A 14154-nucleotide genomic window follows, 5' to 3' on the forward strand; every position below is an offset into this window, starting at 1 on the left:
ACCGTTTCGCGCTCCGATGGACTGTCACCGAACGGGAAGGGCTCCCGACGCCGTGGCGTCGGGAGCCCTTCCGTGCAACCGTCGTGTGCGTCAGCTGCGCAGCGACGCCGGCGGGTTGAAGCGCTCGCCGTACTTGGCGGCGAGTTCCTCGGCCCGCGCGACGAAGCCTTCCTTGCCACCCGGGTAACCGACGATGTACTGAGCGACACCACCGGTCCAGGCCGGGAAACCGATGCCGAAGATCGAGCCGATGTTGGCGTCGGCGGTGGTCTCGAGAACACCCTCGTCGAAGCACTTCTGGGTCTCGATCGCCTCGGCGAAGAGCATGCGGTCGATCAGATCCTGCAGCGGCACATCGAGGGTCGCCTCGGTCTTGTAGTGATCGCGCACGCCCTGCCAGATGCCCAGGCGCTTGCCGTTCTCGTCGTACTCGTAGAAGCCGGCCTTCTCGAGGCGGCCCGGACGGCCCTGCTCGACCATCCAGTCGACCACGTCGAGTGCGGGATGACGCGTGGTGCCGAGCTTGGTGTCGCCCTGCTTGGCGGCCTCCTCGGTTTCCTTCGCGATCTTCTGCATGAGCTTCATGTTCAGCTCGTCGGTCAGCTGCAGCGGCGGAGCCGGGTAACCCGCCTGCGAACCGGCCTGCTCGATGGTCGCGGGCTCGATGCCCTCGCCGAGCATGGCGATGGCCTCGTTGACGAAGGTGCCGATCACACGCGAGGTGAAGAAGCCGCGACTGTCGTTGACGACGATCGGGGTCTTGCGGATCGCGAGCGTGTAGTCGAACACGCGGGCCAGGGCCTCGTCGGAGGTCTTCTCACCCTTGATGATCTCGACCAGCGGCATCTTGTCGACCGGCGAGAAGAAGTGGATACCGATGAAGTCCTCGGGACGCTTGACGCCGGTCGCGAGACCGGTGATGGGCAGCGTCGAGGTGTTCGAACCGAGCAGCGCGTCGGGATCGACGATGTCTTCGATCTCCTGGAACACCTTGTGCTTGAGCTCGGTGTTCTCGAACACCGCCTCGATGACGAAGTCGACGCCCGCGAAGTCGGCGGGGTCGGCCGTCGGCGTGATGCGGTCGAGCAGAGCCTTCGACTTCTCCTCGGTGGTCTTGCCACGCGAGAGAGCCTTGGTCTCGATCTTCTCCGAGTAGTTCTTGCCACGCTCGGCGGCCTCGAGGGTGACGTCCTTGAGGACGACCTCGTAACCGGCCTTGGCGGAGACGTAGGCGATGCCGGCGCCCATCATGCCCGCACCGAGAACGCCGATCTTCTTGATCTCGCGCTTCGGCACGTCCTTCGGACGCGAAGCGCCCGAGTTGATGGACTGCATGTCGAAGAAGAACGCCTGGATCATGTTCTTCGCGACCTGGCCGGTGGCGAGCTCGACGAAGTACCGCGACTCGATGGTCGAGGCGTTGTCGAAGTCGACCTGCGAGCCCTCGACGGCGGCGGCCATGATGGCGCGCGGAGCCGGCATCGGGGCGCCCTTGATCTGCTTGCGCAGGTTCGCGGGGAAGGCCGGGAGGTTCGCGGCGAAGGCCGGGCTGGACGGGGTGCCACCGGGGATCTTGTAGCCCTTGACATCCCACGGCTGGACGCCACCCTCGGGATTGGCCTTGATCCATTCCTTGGCGGCCGGGACGAGCTCCTCGACGCTGCCCACGACCTCGTGGACCAGGCCGATCTCCTTGGCCTTGACAGCGTTGTACTTGTTGCCCTGCAACAGAACCGAGAGCAGAGCGGTCTGGATGCCGAGGAGGCGCACGGTGCGGGTGATGCCACCGCCACCGGGGAGCAGGCCGAGGCTCGCCTCGGGCAGGCCGATCTGGACACCCTTGACGTCGGCGGCGATGCGGTGGTGCGTCGCGAGGGCGATCTCGAGACCGCCACCGAGGGCCGCGCCGTTGATGGCGGCGACGACGGGCTTACCGAGGGTCTCGAGGCGACGCAGGTCGGCCTTGATGCCCTGGACCTCGTCGAACGCGGCCTGCGCGTCGTCGGGGCCGATCGCGATGATGTTGCGCAGGTCACCGCCGGCGAAGAAGGTCTTCTTCGCGGAGGTGATCACCACACCGGTGATGGAGTCCTGCTCCTCGTACAGGCGGTCGACGGTGGCCTTCATCGACGCCTTGTACAGCTCGTTCATCGTGTTGGCGCCCTGGTTGGGGTCGTCAAGGGTCAGCACGACGATGCCGTCGGCGTCCTTCTCCCAGGAAATCATGTTGTCGCTCACTGTTGTTCGAATTCCTTCCGGTGTCAGACGCGCTCGATGATGGTGGCCACACCCATGCCGCCACCGATGCACAGGGTGACGAGGGCGCGCTTGGCTCCGCGGCGCTCGAGCTCGTCGATCATGGTGCCGGTGATCATGGCGCCGGTGGCGCCGAGCGGGTGGCCCATCGCGATGGCGCCGCCGTTGACGTTGAGCTTCTCGTCCGGGATGTTCAGATCCTTCTGGAACTTCAGGACGACCGAGGCGAAGGCCTCGTTGATCTCGAACAGGTCGATGTCGTCGACCGTCAGGCCCGCCGCGGCGAGAACCTTGTGCGCGGCCGGCGTGGGGCCGGTGAGCATGATCGTCGAGTCGGCACCGGAGGTGGCCGTGGCGACGACGCGGGCACGCGGGGTCAGGCCGAGGTCCTTGCCGGCCTGCTCGGAACCGACGAGCACGAGTGCCGCGCCGTCGACGATGCCCGAGCTGTTGCCGCCGTGGTGGACGTGGTTGATCTTCTCGACGAAGTGGTACTTCTGCTGCGCCACGGCGTCGAAGCCGCCCATCTCACCGATGGTCGCGAACGACGGCTGCAGCTTGGCCAGACCCTCGAGGGTCGTGTCCGGACGCATGTGCTCGTCCTGGTCGAGGATCGTCAGACCGTTCTGGTCCTTGACCGGGACGACCGACTTGGAGAAGTAACCGCCGGACCAGGCTGCCGCCGCGAGCTGCTGCGAACGCAGTGCGTAGGCGTCGACGTCCTCGCGGGTGAAGCCCTCGATGGTCGCGATGAGGTCGGCGGAGATGCCCTGGGGAACCAGGTAGCTGTCGTAGTTGGTGGCGGGATCGAGCATCCACGCGCCACCGTCGGAGCCCATGGGCACGCGGGACATCGACTCGACGCCACCGGCGAGGACGAGCTCGTCCCAGCCCGAGCGGACCTTCTGCGCAGCCATGTTGACAGCCTCGAGGCCCGACGCGCAGAAGCGGTTGATCTGGACGCCGCCGGTGGTGACCGGCAGGTTCGCGATGGTGACCGCGGTGCGGGCGATGTCGGCACCCTGGTCGCCGACGGGGCTGACGACACCGAGGATCAGGTCGGAGATGCGGTTCTCGTCGAGGTCGGGGAAGCGAACACGCAGCTCGTCGATCAGGCCCGTAACCAGGGAGATCGGCTTGACGGAGTGCAGCGACCCCGTCTTCTTGCCTCGGCCGCGTGGTGTTCGGATGGCTTCATAGATGAATGCCTCGGTGGTCACAGTGCGCAGGTTCCTTCCCGTGCTTGCGGAGCGATGGCACCCACGGCCCTGTAGAGGGCCGTGGGTGCCCAACCTCCCCCACGGTAGAAGCGGACGGCCCTCGGCGGTAAGGACCGAAGCGATCGGTGTCCGTGACCGAACCGAACGTCCGGAAACCGTCTACGGAGCCACCGCTGCCCGCAGGCCGCGTCCTCTGTGCAGGACTTCTCCCAGCGCAGCGAGGGGAACAGGCGCGTCGACGAGCTCGGCCCAGGGGTGGACGGCGACCGTGCGAGTCAGGAACGCCACGGCCTCGTGCAGGTGCCGGGGTTCGTAGTTGTGCACCCCGCTGATGGTGAGCCAGCCGCGCACGATCGCCTCCGGATCGACAGGGACTGCGGCGGCGGGAGCCACCGACCCCGCGAGGACGACGCGGCCACCGATGTCCAGGCGCGGTACGAGCGAGGCGATCGCCTCCGACGACCCGGAGAAGTCGAGGGCGACGTCCACGGGACCACCCTCGTCGGCGACCGCTCCGAATCGTCCGGCACACGCGGTGCGCCGGGGATCGACGTCGAGGACCACGACCTCGGCACCGGCATCCGCACACATGGCCACGGCCGTGACACCGAGCATTCCGGCACCGCACACCACGACCCGGCGTCCTGCGAGGTCGCCGGCCGCGTCGATCACCGCGGCGGCAGTGGCGGTCGCGCACGCGGCGGGAGCTGCGACGACGTCGGGCAGCAGGTCCGGGACGGGCACGAGTTCCGTGCCCGCGGGCAGGACGATGTACTCGGAGTACGTTCCCGACAACGGCCACGGCCCGGTGAACGGTTCGTGACCGACCTTCGTCACCGATCTGCACTTGGCCGTGCGCCCGGATCGGCAGCGGTCGCACTCGTGGCACACGCGCGTCACGCTCCACACGACCCGCTCCCCCACGTCCGAGGTGGCATGCGGGCCGACCGCGACGATCTCCCCGACCCCTTCGTGTCCGAGAACCGACGGCACCGGACCGCAGCGTCGTCCGGACACGGTGTGCAGATCGCTCCCGCACACCGTGGCGAGCCGGACACGGACGAGCACGTCGCCGTCACGCAGGGCCGGTACCGGCACCTCTCGCATCTCGATGTCCGCTCCCGTCCACACCGCCGTGCGGCTCACACGACCTTCGAGCGGATCCATCCCGACACCCTTTCGATGACGTACACGACGGCGAACACGATGACCACGATCGCACCGGCGAATTCGAAGTTCAGTGTCCGGACCGCTTCGAAGAGAAGGAATCCCACGCCTCCCGCACCGACGACACCGAGAACGGTCGAGGTGCGGATGTTGACGTCGAGCAGGTACAGCGTCGAACCGACGACGGACGGAACCACCTGGGGAATCACCGCGGCGAACAAGGTCTTCCACCATCCGCCACCGACGGCGCGGACCGCGTCGAGCGGACCGGAGTCGATCTCCTCGACGGCGTCGGCGACGAGTTTGCCGAGGAATCCGACGGATCCGACGGCGAGCGCGCATGCACCGGCGACGGGGCCGAGTCCGATAGCGGCCACGAAGATCACCGCGAGGACGAGTTCGGGGACGGCCCGCACGACGAGGATCACGGCGCGTGCGGATGCGTAGACGGTGGGATGTGGCGACACGTTGCCCGCAGCCAGGATCCCGAAGGGTAGTGACAGCGCCGCGCCCACGGCGGTCGCGACCGCACCGATCGCGAGGGTCTGCAGCACCGCGTCGGCGAGATCCCATCCCACCGCGGCGAAGTCCGGCGGCACGAGACGCGTGAAGACCTCGAGGGACGGACCGATCCACGTGAACAGCTCGCGCGGGTCGATACGGAGGGTGATCAGGGCGAGTACCGTGGCTCCCACGACGGTGACCGAGAAGACGGTACGTGAGACACGTTCGCGTCCGGGACCGTTCGCGGAGGGGGTGAGCAGGGCGCGCCGGACGAGGATGGCGACGACCTCCATCGCGGCGATGATCACCAGGATCACGCACACGATTCCGAGCGCTCGTGGATAGACCAGTCCGCGCAGTGCGTCCTGCAGCGCGAACCCGATGCCGCCGGCACCGACGAAACCGAGGACGACGGAGGTTCGGAGGTTGATGTCGATGCGGTAGACGAAGTTCGCGGTCCAGGACGGAACGACCTGCGGCAGAACCGCGTTGATCATCTCGCGGACGTACCCGACGCCGGTGCTGCGCACGGCTTCCCGCGGCCCGGCGTCGGTCTGTTCGATCGCGTCGGCGAACAACTTGCCGAGCATGCCGATCGAATGGAGCGCGAGCGCGAGAACACCGGGGAGCACGCCGATTCCGAGTGCGCGGACGAACAGGACCGCGAACAGCAGGTCGGGCATGGCGCGGCAGAACGTGATGACGGCGCGGGCGATGCGATACAGCACCGGATGCGGTGTCGTGTTGCGTGCCGCGAGGAATGCGAGCGGGATCGAGGCGACCGCCGCGAGGACGGTGCCGAGCACCGCCATGAGCAGCGTCTCGAGGGCGAGGACACCGATGCGGCCCGGATCGTCGAGCCGCGGCGGCAGCATGCGTTCGATCAGGCCGGCCGTCGAATCGAGCCCGTCGAGCAGGGTCGCGGGCGCGAAGTCGATATACGCGGCCGATGCCAGGACGGCGACCGCGACGATCGCCCACCCGGCGGTGATCGTCCGCCGGCGGCCGCGACCGGCGTCGTGGGGCGTCGGCTCGGTGCGGGGTGGGGCGAGGATGCTCATGCCGACCCGGCTCCGAGCGGGTCGGAGGCGGGCTCGACGCGCCGGTAGATCTCCATGGCCTCGTCGCGTGAGAGACCGACCGCGGGGCGATCGAGCACTTTGCGGCCGTCGCGCAGACCGACGATGCGGTGTGCCCACCCGAGTGCGAGGTCGACCTGGTGCAGCGTGCACACGACGGTGAGCTTGTCCTCCATGCACACTCGGAACAGCAGGTCCATGACCACGCCGGCGTTCTCCGGGTCGAGGGAGGCGACGGGTTCGTCGGCGAGCAGGACCGTGGGCCGCTGCATGAGGGTCCGCGCGATCGCGACGCGCTGCTGCTGGCCTCCTGAAAGCGTGTCGGCGCGCCGGTCCGCGAGGTCGGCGAGACCGACCCGGTCGAGATGCTCCCGCGCCTCGACACGCATCGCCTTCGGGTAGGTGAGTGCCCCGTAGCGGGGCAGCGACAGTCTGCCCAGTCCGCCGATGAGTACGTTCTCGAGGCAGCTGAGCCGTCCGACCAGATTGAACTGCTGGAAGACGAATCCGACGTTCCTGCGCAGCGACCGCAGTTCACGGCGCGACGCGAGATCGACCCGCGTCCCGGAGACGTCGATGCTGCCCTCGGTGACGGGGTGCAGACCGTTCAGGCACCGGAGGAAGGTCGACTTCCCCGAGCCGGACAGGCCGAGCAGCACGACCAGTTCGCTGCGGTGGACGTCGAGATCGACGCCGGACAGCGCGGTGGTGGTGCCGAATTCCTTGGTGACACCACGGACGGAGAGAACGAGATCGTCGCCGGCGACCTGATGGGTGGGATCGATGTTCATCGTCAGCCCTTGCACTTCTCGGAGCCGGTGATCTCACAGACGTGGCGTACCCCGTCGTAGTCGGCGTCGGTCGCGGGCACGACACCCCAGGCACGTTCGTCGGTGATGCGGCATTCGCCGTCGCAGTATCCCTGTGCGCGCAGGTAGTCGGCGTTGCCCTTCTCGGTGAGGATGCCGGCGAGTCGTTCGACGACCTCGGTGCCGAGGGAATTGTCGCCGACGAACAGGGATCCGGCGATCGTCTCGGATTCCCAGACCTTCTTCAGTTCGCCTTCCCGGATGTCGCCGCTCTCGATCATGGTCTTGTCGACCATGGTGTCGAACGCGAAGCCGGCATCGCAGTCGCCCGCTGCGATCGCCAGTGCGGAGGCGTCGTGTCCGCCGGCGTAGACGGGGGTCAGGCCGGCGACGAGATCCTGCTCGGTTCCCGATCCGACGACTCCCGCTTCGATGAGTCCTGCCGAGGGGTACAGGAATCCGGACGTCGAACCGGGATCGACGAAGCACACGTCCTTGTCCGCGAAGTCCTCGATACTGTCGATCCCGGAGTTGCCGGACTGCGTCAGACCGTAGGAGCGGTAACCGGGTTCGGCGCCCGGATCCTGCACCACGGCGCCGAGCGGGGTGGTGTCGGCGCCGTTGAGCTGTGCGACGACGTACGCGAAGGGACCGAAGAAGGCGAGATCGACGTTGTCGGCGATCATGCCTTCGACCACGCCCGCGTAATCGGAGGCCTGGACGAACTCGACGGTCGATCCGGTCTCGTCCTCGAGCATCTTCAGCAGCGGTTCGTAACTCGCCTTCAGGTCGGACGAGTTCTCGGCCGGAATCGCACCGAGCGTGAGGGTTTCGGGGAAGCCTTGTTCGGTGAGCGCGTCGGGATCCGAACCACCGCAGGCTGTCAGGGCGAGGGTGAGTCCGGCGGCGAGACCGGCACAGGCAACGGTGCGCCGGGACGACAGGGAACGCATGGGGGTGTCCTTCGTGTCGGGGGTCAGGCGAGGAGCAGAGCAGGCAGATCGGCGATCGAGTCGAGAACGTGTGTGGCTCCGGCTTCGCGGAGCGTCGCCTCGTCGTGGGCGCCGGTGCGGGTTCCGGCGACGACGGAGGCGCCGGCGCGCAGACCGGACAGGATGTCTCCTGCCGTGTCCCCGACGACGGCGACGTCACGGACGTCGTCGGTACCGGTGCGCAGCAGGGCGGTGAGGATCATGTCGGGGTAGGGGCGTCCGCGACCGGCGTCGGCGGGCGTGAGAGCGAGGTCGGCGAGGTCACGCCAGCCGAGTGCATCGAGCAGCCTGTCCTGGGTGGATCGGCTGAATCCGGTGGTGAGTACGACTTTCACGCCGGCCTCACGCAGCTGCGTGATCGCCTTCTCGGCGCCGGGGACGGCGGAGACGTCGCCCTGGTCGACGAATCGTTCGTAGGCGCGTTCGAAGGCGTTGTTGGCGATCCGGGCACGTTCGTCGCTGCCGAACAGTGCGCGGAATACGACGATCTTCGACTGCCCCATGGTGTCGAGGACGTATCGGCGTGCGTCGTCCCGGTCCGGGCCGCTCGCGGGAAGGCCGACGGCGGTGGCCGCCTCGTCGAATGCGCGAACGACGAGTCCGTCGTCGGCGACGGTGGTTCCGGCCATGTCGAGCACGGCGAGTCGGATGGTCATGTTCTTCTCCAAGGGTTTCGGGGCGTCCCGTTCCGGGATGTCAGAGGCCGAGAAGGTCGGCGGTCTCCTCGCCGAGATAGGGGCCGAGGGTCATACCGCGGCCACCCGGACCGGCGACGACCCACACGTCCTCATCGGCCTTCGCGCGGTGCACGAGCGCCGTGGGGTCGATGCACTGGCTGTACACACCGGCCCAGCGCCGGACGACGCGCGGCAGTCGGCGGCCGAGGAACTCCTCCGTCACCGCGACGAGGTGGTCGTAGGGTTCTTCGTCGACGTCGAAGTCGAACGGTTCGTCGTAGGCGTGGGTATCGCCGATGGTGAGGCCGCCGTGCAGGCGCTGGACGCACAGCAACTGCATGCGATGCCGTGCGGCGACGGGTCGTTGCTCTTCGGAGGCGGTGAGGTCGTCGAGGGCGGTACCGGCGAATCCCGGGTAGTAGCGCAGGCTGTCGCCGTCGGCGATCGACGTGGTGAGGTCTTCGCCGAGCGGTGCGGTCTGCATCATCTGCAGTCGGACCCTGCGCAACGGCAGGTCGTCGGCGAGGTCGCGGGCGAGGCCACCGAGTGTCGCGCCGGGACAGACGAGAACGAGGTCGGTCTCGTGCACGGTGCCGTGGTCGTCGCGCACCTGCACGGTCCCGTGGGGCGTGCGGGAGACGTCCCGCGCCTCGGTGGACGGCAGGAACCGGTAGCGGCCCGAGGTGGCGAGGTGTTGCCGGATCGCCGGGAGCGCGATGCGGGATTCGACGGCGGCGTCGGCGCTGCAGTGCAGTGCCGCGAGGAACTTGCCGCGTAGCGCGGGGTTACGGCGGCGCGTCTCGTCCGCATCGAGCAGGGCGAATCCCCGTCGCTGCGCGTCGTCGCGTGCGATCGCTTCCTCGGCGACGGCGACCTCGGCGTCGGTGCGCAGCAACGTCAGCGAACCGTTCGCTCGGAAACCGACGTCGGGAACACGGGCACCGAGGTCCTCCCACAGCTCGCGGGAGCGCAGGGTGGCGTCGAGTTCGCCGCGTGTGCGGCCGGAGACCCAGACGAGTCCGAAGTTCCGCACGGTGGCGCCGCGCGCTTCCGGTTCGCGTTCGAGGTGCAGGACGTCGTGTCCGCGGCGGACGGCGGCGTCGGCGTGTGCGGTGCCGAGGATGCCGCCACCGATGATCAGGATTCGCATGGGGACGACAGTGACGGATGGTCTAGACCATATGGGGGTGGTTCGGCGAACGCCCGGTGAACAGTTGGTATAGACCGGAATTCGGTTACGCTGGATGTGTGGCCACCGTCGTTCGCGAAGCGCGCACCCTCAAGCACCAGGTCGTGCGCCGCCAGGTCGAGTGCCTCCTCGACCAGCTCAGCGTGGGAGATCAGGTCCCTTCCGAACGCGATCTCGCCACACGATTCGACGTCGCCCGCGAAACCGTCCGTCAGGCACTTCGGGAACTGCTCGTCGACGGTCGCATCGAACGGCGGGGCCGCAGCACCGTCGTCGCCGGACCGAAGATCGTCCAGCCTCTCGTCATCGGTTCCTACACCGAGGCCGCCCTGCTCGAAGGGCGCAGCGCCGGGCGTGTGCTCGTCGCGTGGACCGATCTCGTCGCCGACGACGAGTTGGCCTGCCGTCTCGGTCTCGAACCCGGCGATCCCGTCCTCGAACTCGAACGTGTCCTGCTCACCGACGGCGTGCATGTCGGGCTCGAACGCACGCGCCTTCCCGCACACCGCTTTCCGGAGCTGCGCCGGACGCTGGATCCGTCGTCGTCGCTGTACGCCGCGATCCGTTCGTACGGGATCACCTTCGCGCGGGCGGTCGAGCGGATCGAGACCACGCTGCCGGATGCGCGCGAGGCGGCGCTGCTCGACGCCGACACGCGCACCCCCATGCTGCTGCTCGAGCGGATCTCCTACGACGAGAACGACGTGCCGATCGAGCACCGCCGGTCGCTCTACCGCGGCGACCGGATGTCCTTCGTCACGACCGTCACTCACTGAGCAGCAGGTCAGTCGACGCCCAGGCCTGCTTCTCGCGCACGCACGATCGCGCTCGCCCGGTCGGCGGCACCGATCTTGCCGAGGATGTTCGACACGTGGTTGCGCACCGTCTTCTGGCTGAGCACGAGCCGACGGGAGATCGCGGTGTTGTCCAGTCCGCGGGCCACGAGATCGAGGATCTCCCGCTCCCGTTCGGTCAGGTCCGGGAAGGCCGCCGAGGTGTTGCGGGAGGTCGCGACCGCCGCAAGGGCTTTCGCCGCGACCGCCGCACCGACGATCATCTCGCCGTCGGCCACGGCCCGGATCGCCCGTTCGACCCCTGACGGATCGGCCCCCTTGACGAGATAACCCGACGCACCGGCACGGATCGATGCGACGAGGATGTCCTCGTCCTCGTGCATGGTGACCATCAGGATCCGGGTGCCCGGCGACTTCCGGAGGATGCTGCGGGTCGCGTCGATCCCCGATCCGTCGCCGAGTTCGATGTCCATGAGCACGACGTCGACGTCGGTGGTCACGACCTCGAGCGCCTCCCCCACCGAACTCGCCTGGCACACGACGTCGATCCCGCCGAGGGTGCCCAGCAGGGCCGCCATACCGAGGCGGAAGACGGGATGGTCGTCGACGACCGCAACGCGTATCGCTCCGTTGTCGCTCATGATTCGGACCAGGGTAGCCGTGCCCGCACCACGACACCGCGCGGGTCGCCGGGTTCGATGCCCACCGTTCCGCCGACCTCCCGGGCCCGTTCCCGCATGCTCTGCGTCCCCACACCGACACGCGCGTCGGTCGCGAGCCCTCGTCCGTCGTCGACGATGTCGAGGACCAGCAGGTCGCCCTCCGCCGCGACCCGCACCGTGCATTCGTCGGCGCCGGAGTGCCGTCGTGCGTTGATGATCGCCTCGGAGGCGATGCCGTAGGCGGCCCACGCGATCGGCCCGGACATCCCGGCGGGGAGGTCGGACTGCAGGTCGACGCCGAATCCCGCGCGGGCGTGGGTGATCACGAGTTCGTCGAGTGCGGCGGTGAGGCCGAGTTCGTCGAGGACCGGGGGCAGCAGACTGCGCGACAGTTCGCGGACACCGTCGACCTGCCGGTCGAGTTCGCGGAGCAGTTCGTCGACAAGTCCGGCCGCGGCTTCCGGGTCGGTGGCGACGAGATTGCGTGCGCCCTGCAGGCCGAGCCGCACCCCGGCGAGCGACGGGCCGAGACCGTCGTGCAGTTCACGGCGGATGGTGCGGCGTTCCTCGAGTCTCACCTCGGTGAGGCGGCGACGTGCGTCTTCGAGGTCCTCCGCAGACCGCAGGACGACGAGACCGGCGTCGACGACGGTCGCGAGTTCGGTGAGCGCCCGCCGGCTGCGTGTCCCGAGCGATTCGCCCGGGGGTGCGGTGACGGCGAGTGTGGCGTCACCGGAACCGACCGGCACCTCCTCGACGGGTCCGGTCGCGGTCCCCCAGCGTGCGATCACGTCGCTGCCGCGGCGCACCTCGACCGATTCGAGGCGCAGTGCGGTACCGATGCCGGCGGCGAGTTCGCCCAGCAGCAGGTCGGGGGAATCGGCACCGGCGAAGTGCCGCCCGAGGATCCGGACGGCGCGTGCCGGGTCGACGCCGTCACCGTAGACGAGGCGGTGCACCTTCCGGCCGAGCCACATCCGCACCGGTTGCACGGCCAGGGCGACGGCGGTGGCGGCGACCGCCTGGGCGAAGACCGACTCGTTCGGAAGCACCAGCGACACCGCGACCGTCACCGCGAGATAGCAGGTGACGAGCACGGCGGTGAGACTGCCGGCGAGCGCGGCACGACCGACGGCGAGTTCGATACCCCAGAGTCGTTGGCGCAGCACGACGGCGAGGATCGCGACCGGATAGAAGGCCTGCGTCGCAAGGTGGAGCAGCGGTGTGAGCATCCACGGCACGTCCGGGACTGCCATCGGGATGTACGAGGCCGTCATCAGGGCACTGCCGAGCGCGAGCCATCCCGTCCCGGATCGTTCGCCGGCCGGAGCGTGGCGGCGACGCCACTCGACGTGCCCCGCGGTCAGGAAGCCCACGGCCACAACGGGTCCGACGAACCAGATGTCGGCGATATCGGTGAAGGTGCGCGCCCAGAAGAACCAGGCGATCGTCAGGACGCCGATGCCGATCCCGGCCCGCACCACGGGATCGGCCGGGCGGTCGCGGACGAGCCACGGCACCACCAGGAACAACGCGAGCGTCCCGGGGATCCAGGTGGTGTTCTGCAGCGGACCGAGGAATCCGACGGGCAGTTCGGGGCGGACGAGGGCGAGCTGGGTCCAGCTGTAGGACACCGCTGCCACACCGACGCCGATCGACGCGACGGCCAGCAGGATCGGCACGGCGTGGACCCGGCGGGCGAGGATCACCCCGGCGACCGTCCCGTAGACGGCGGCTCCGACGACGTCGACGAGGAAGAACAGCTGGTCGGAATCGAGCGCGGGCCGGGCCGCGACGAACACGACGACGGCCGCGACGGCGAGCAGCCAGGAGGCGACGGCCACGACGGCGGCGGGTACCGGTGCCCCGGTACCCGCCGCTCCGTTCGCCGCGACTGTGTCCTTCATGGTGCGGTGAGTATGCACCACTGTGTCCTCGATGCGGCCGGTATACGCCGCTGGGCCGCTCGCAGTGGCACTAACGTGCACGCCGGTCCGCGAGGGCGAATCCGACTCCGGCCACCAACACCCACACCGGGCCGGTGAAACCCGCCATGTACTGCAGCGGGGAGATGCCGAGGAGCAGCGTCAGGCCGCCGAGAACGATGCTCGCCCAACCGATCCACCGGGGCGCCGCGCGGTGACGCAGGGCCGCCACCGCGACCGCGACGCCGCTGACGCCGGCACCGACCCACAGCCACGGGATGGTGCCCATCCAGTGCGAGGCGAAGACCGCCACCTCGGGCACCATCTGGTCGGTGTTGCCGAGGCCGAACAGCAACTCGGTGTCGAGCCCGGTACCCATGAGGGTCGCAACCGAGGTGAGCACGAGACCGAATGCCGCGACCGTCGGCACGAGGCTGAACTCCGGAGTGCCCGCGCGCAGCCGACGCTGCAGTCCGGCAGCGAAGACGAGCAGCAGCGTCGTCGACACCATCAGCGTCAGATGCATGACGAGCATGGCCGTGCGCTGCCCGGCGAACTCGGTCATGATCGCCACCGCGTTGCCGGCGGTGCGCTCGTTGTACGCCGCGCTCATCGCCATGCTCGCCTGGATGCCCACGACGCCGGCGAGTCCGGCGACCGCCCCCGTCCACGCCCAGAGCGAACCGGGGCCACGACGGTCGGGGGCGATCGGCGCGAGGGGTTCGGTCTCGGTGCCGAGAGTGTTCATGAGGGTCCTTAAGTTCGTAGGTGCAGTTACTTCGTGAGAGTTACGTTGAGCTGTAACCCGGGCGGGCCGGGCGAGGCTGCATAAGGTTTGCCCACTCTCGAGTGGGGCTTGAAAGGACTGGCCACCCGACCT

General features: G+C 68.7%; 12 protein-coding genes. 1 reads left to right on the forward strand and 11 read right to left on the reverse strand.

The genetic code is table 11. The features are described from left to right. Positions 1-90: 90 nt before the first annotated feature. The 8 genes from B9C99_RS18265 to B9C99_RS18300 all read right to left on the reverse strand — a co-directional run bounded on the left by B9C99_RS18265 (position 91) and on the right by B9C99_RS18300 (position 9854). The gene (locus tag B9C99_RS18265; protein ID WP_088898828.1) at positions 91-2238 is read right to left on the reverse strand and encodes a 3-hydroxyacyl-CoA dehydrogenase NAD-binding domain-containing protein; all 2148 of its coding nucleotides are present in this window, start codon (positions 2236-2238) and stop codon (positions 91-93) included. A gap of 23 nt (positions 2239-2261) precedes the next feature. After that, positions 2262-3476, reverse strand: a complete 1215-nt coding sequence (locus B9C99_RS18270; protein ID WP_088898829.1) for an acetyl-CoA C-acetyltransferase — start codon at positions 3474-3476, stop codon at positions 2262-2264. A gap of 159 nt (positions 3477-3635) precedes the next feature. Beyond that, positions 3636-4643, reverse strand: coding sequence for a zinc-binding dehydrogenase (locus B9C99_RS18275; RefSeq protein WP_088898830.1), 1008 nt, complete (start codon positions 4641-4643; stop codon positions 3636-3638). Further along, positions 4619-6208, reverse strand: coding sequence for a phosphonate ABC transporter, permease protein PhnE (phnE, locus tag B9C99_RS18280; protein ID WP_088898831.1), 1590 nt, complete (start codon positions 6206-6208; stop codon positions 4619-4621). The genes B9C99_RS18275 and phnE overlap by 25 nt, the downstream gene beginning before the upstream one ends. Next, positions 6205-7017, reverse strand: coding sequence for a phosphonate ABC transporter ATP-binding protein (gene phnC / locus B9C99_RS18285; RefSeq protein WP_088898832.1), 813 nt, complete (start codon positions 7015-7017; stop codon positions 6205-6207). The genes phnE and phnC overlap by 4 nt, the downstream gene beginning before the upstream one ends. A gap of 2 nt (positions 7018-7019) precedes the next feature. Next, a complete protein-coding gene (locus B9C99_RS18290) occupies positions 7020-7988 on the reverse strand; it encodes a phosphate/phosphite/phosphonate ABC transporter substrate-binding protein (RefSeq protein ID WP_088898833.1) in 969 nt (322 codons plus the stop codon). Between the two features lie 23 nt (positions 7989-8011). Beyond that, the gene (locus B9C99_RS18295) at positions 8012-8683 is read right to left on the reverse strand and encodes a phosphonatase-like hydrolase (RefSeq protein ID WP_088898834.1); all 672 of its coding nucleotides are present in this window, start codon (positions 8681-8683) and stop codon (positions 8012-8014) included. 40 nt (positions 8684-8723) lie between these two features. Next, entirely contained in the window at positions 8724-9854 is a 1131-nt protein-coding gene (locus B9C99_RS18300) for a TIGR03364 family FAD-dependent oxidoreductase (protein WP_088898835.1), read from the reverse strand. 98 nt (positions 9855-9952) lie between these two features. Here B9C99_RS18300 and B9C99_RS18305 point away from each other — a divergent pair, with 98 nt between their 5' ends. After that, positions 9953-10669 (forward strand): GntR family transcriptional regulator, encoded by a 717-nt coding sequence (locus tag B9C99_RS18305; RefSeq protein WP_088898836.1) that lies wholly within the window; start codon positions 9953-9955, stop codon positions 10667-10669. 8 nt (positions 10670-10677) lie between these two features. On the opposite strand, the gene B9C99_RS18310 is transcribed toward B9C99_RS18305, so the two are convergent. The 3 genes from B9C99_RS18310 to B9C99_RS18320 form a co-directional block, all read right to left on the reverse strand. After that, positions 10678-11328, reverse strand: a complete 651-nt coding sequence (locus tag B9C99_RS18310; RefSeq protein WP_088898837.1) for a response regulator transcription factor — start codon at positions 11326-11328, stop codon at positions 10678-10680. Next, positions 11325-13256 (reverse strand): histidine kinase, encoded by a 1932-nt coding sequence (locus tag B9C99_RS18315; RefSeq protein ID WP_088898838.1) that lies wholly within the window; start codon positions 13254-13256, stop codon positions 11325-11327. Before B9C99_RS18315 ends, B9C99_RS18310 begins: the two co-directional genes overlap by 4 nt. A gap of 70 nt (positions 13257-13326) precedes the next feature. Further along, the gene (locus tag B9C99_RS18320) at positions 13327-14022 is read right to left on the reverse strand and encodes a hypothetical protein (protein WP_172414999.1); all 696 of its coding nucleotides are present in this window, start codon (positions 14020-14022) and stop codon (positions 13327-13329) included. Between the last annotated feature and the right edge of the window lie 132 nt (positions 14023-14154).

Source organism: Rhodococcus sp. BUPNP1 (assembly GCF_002215235.1).
GTDB lineage: Bacteria > Actinomycetota > Actinomycetes > Mycobacteriales > Mycobacteriaceae > Rhodococcus.

Coding starts and splice junctions, on each gene's coding strand:
- phnC (WP_088898832.1), bottom strand. CDS start 7,017: ATGAACATCGATCCCACCCATCAGGTCGCCGGCGACGATCTCGTTCTC.
- B9C99_RS18275 (WP_088898830.1), bottom strand. CDS start 4,643: ATGGATCCGCTCGAAGGTCGTGTGAGCCGCACGGCGGTGTGGACGGGA.
- phnE (WP_088898831.1), bottom strand. CDS start 6,208: ATGAGCATCCTCGCCCCACCCCGCACCGAGCCGACGCCCCACGACGCC.
- B9C99_RS18320 (WP_172414999.1), bottom strand. CDS start 14,022: ATGAACACTCTCGGCACCGAGACCGAACCCCTCGCGCCGATCGCCCCC.
- B9C99_RS18315 (WP_088898838.1), bottom strand. CDS start 13,256: ATGAAGGACACAGTCGCGGCGAACGGAGCGGCGGGTACCGGGGCACCG.
- B9C99_RS18310 (WP_088898837.1), bottom strand. CDS start 11,328: ATGAGCGACAACGGAGCGATACGCGTTGCGGTCGTCGACGACCATCCC.
- B9C99_RS18295 (WP_088898834.1), bottom strand. CDS start 8,683: ATGACCATCCGACTCGCCGTGCTCGACATGGCCGGAACCACCGTCGCC.
- B9C99_RS18300 (WP_088898835.1), bottom strand. CDS start 9,854: ATGCGAATCCTGATCATCGGTGGCGGCATCCTCGGCACCGCACACGCC.
- B9C99_RS18290 (WP_088898833.1), bottom strand. CDS start 7,988: ATGCGTTCCCTGTCGTCCCGGCGCACCGTTGCCTGTGCCGGTCTCGCC.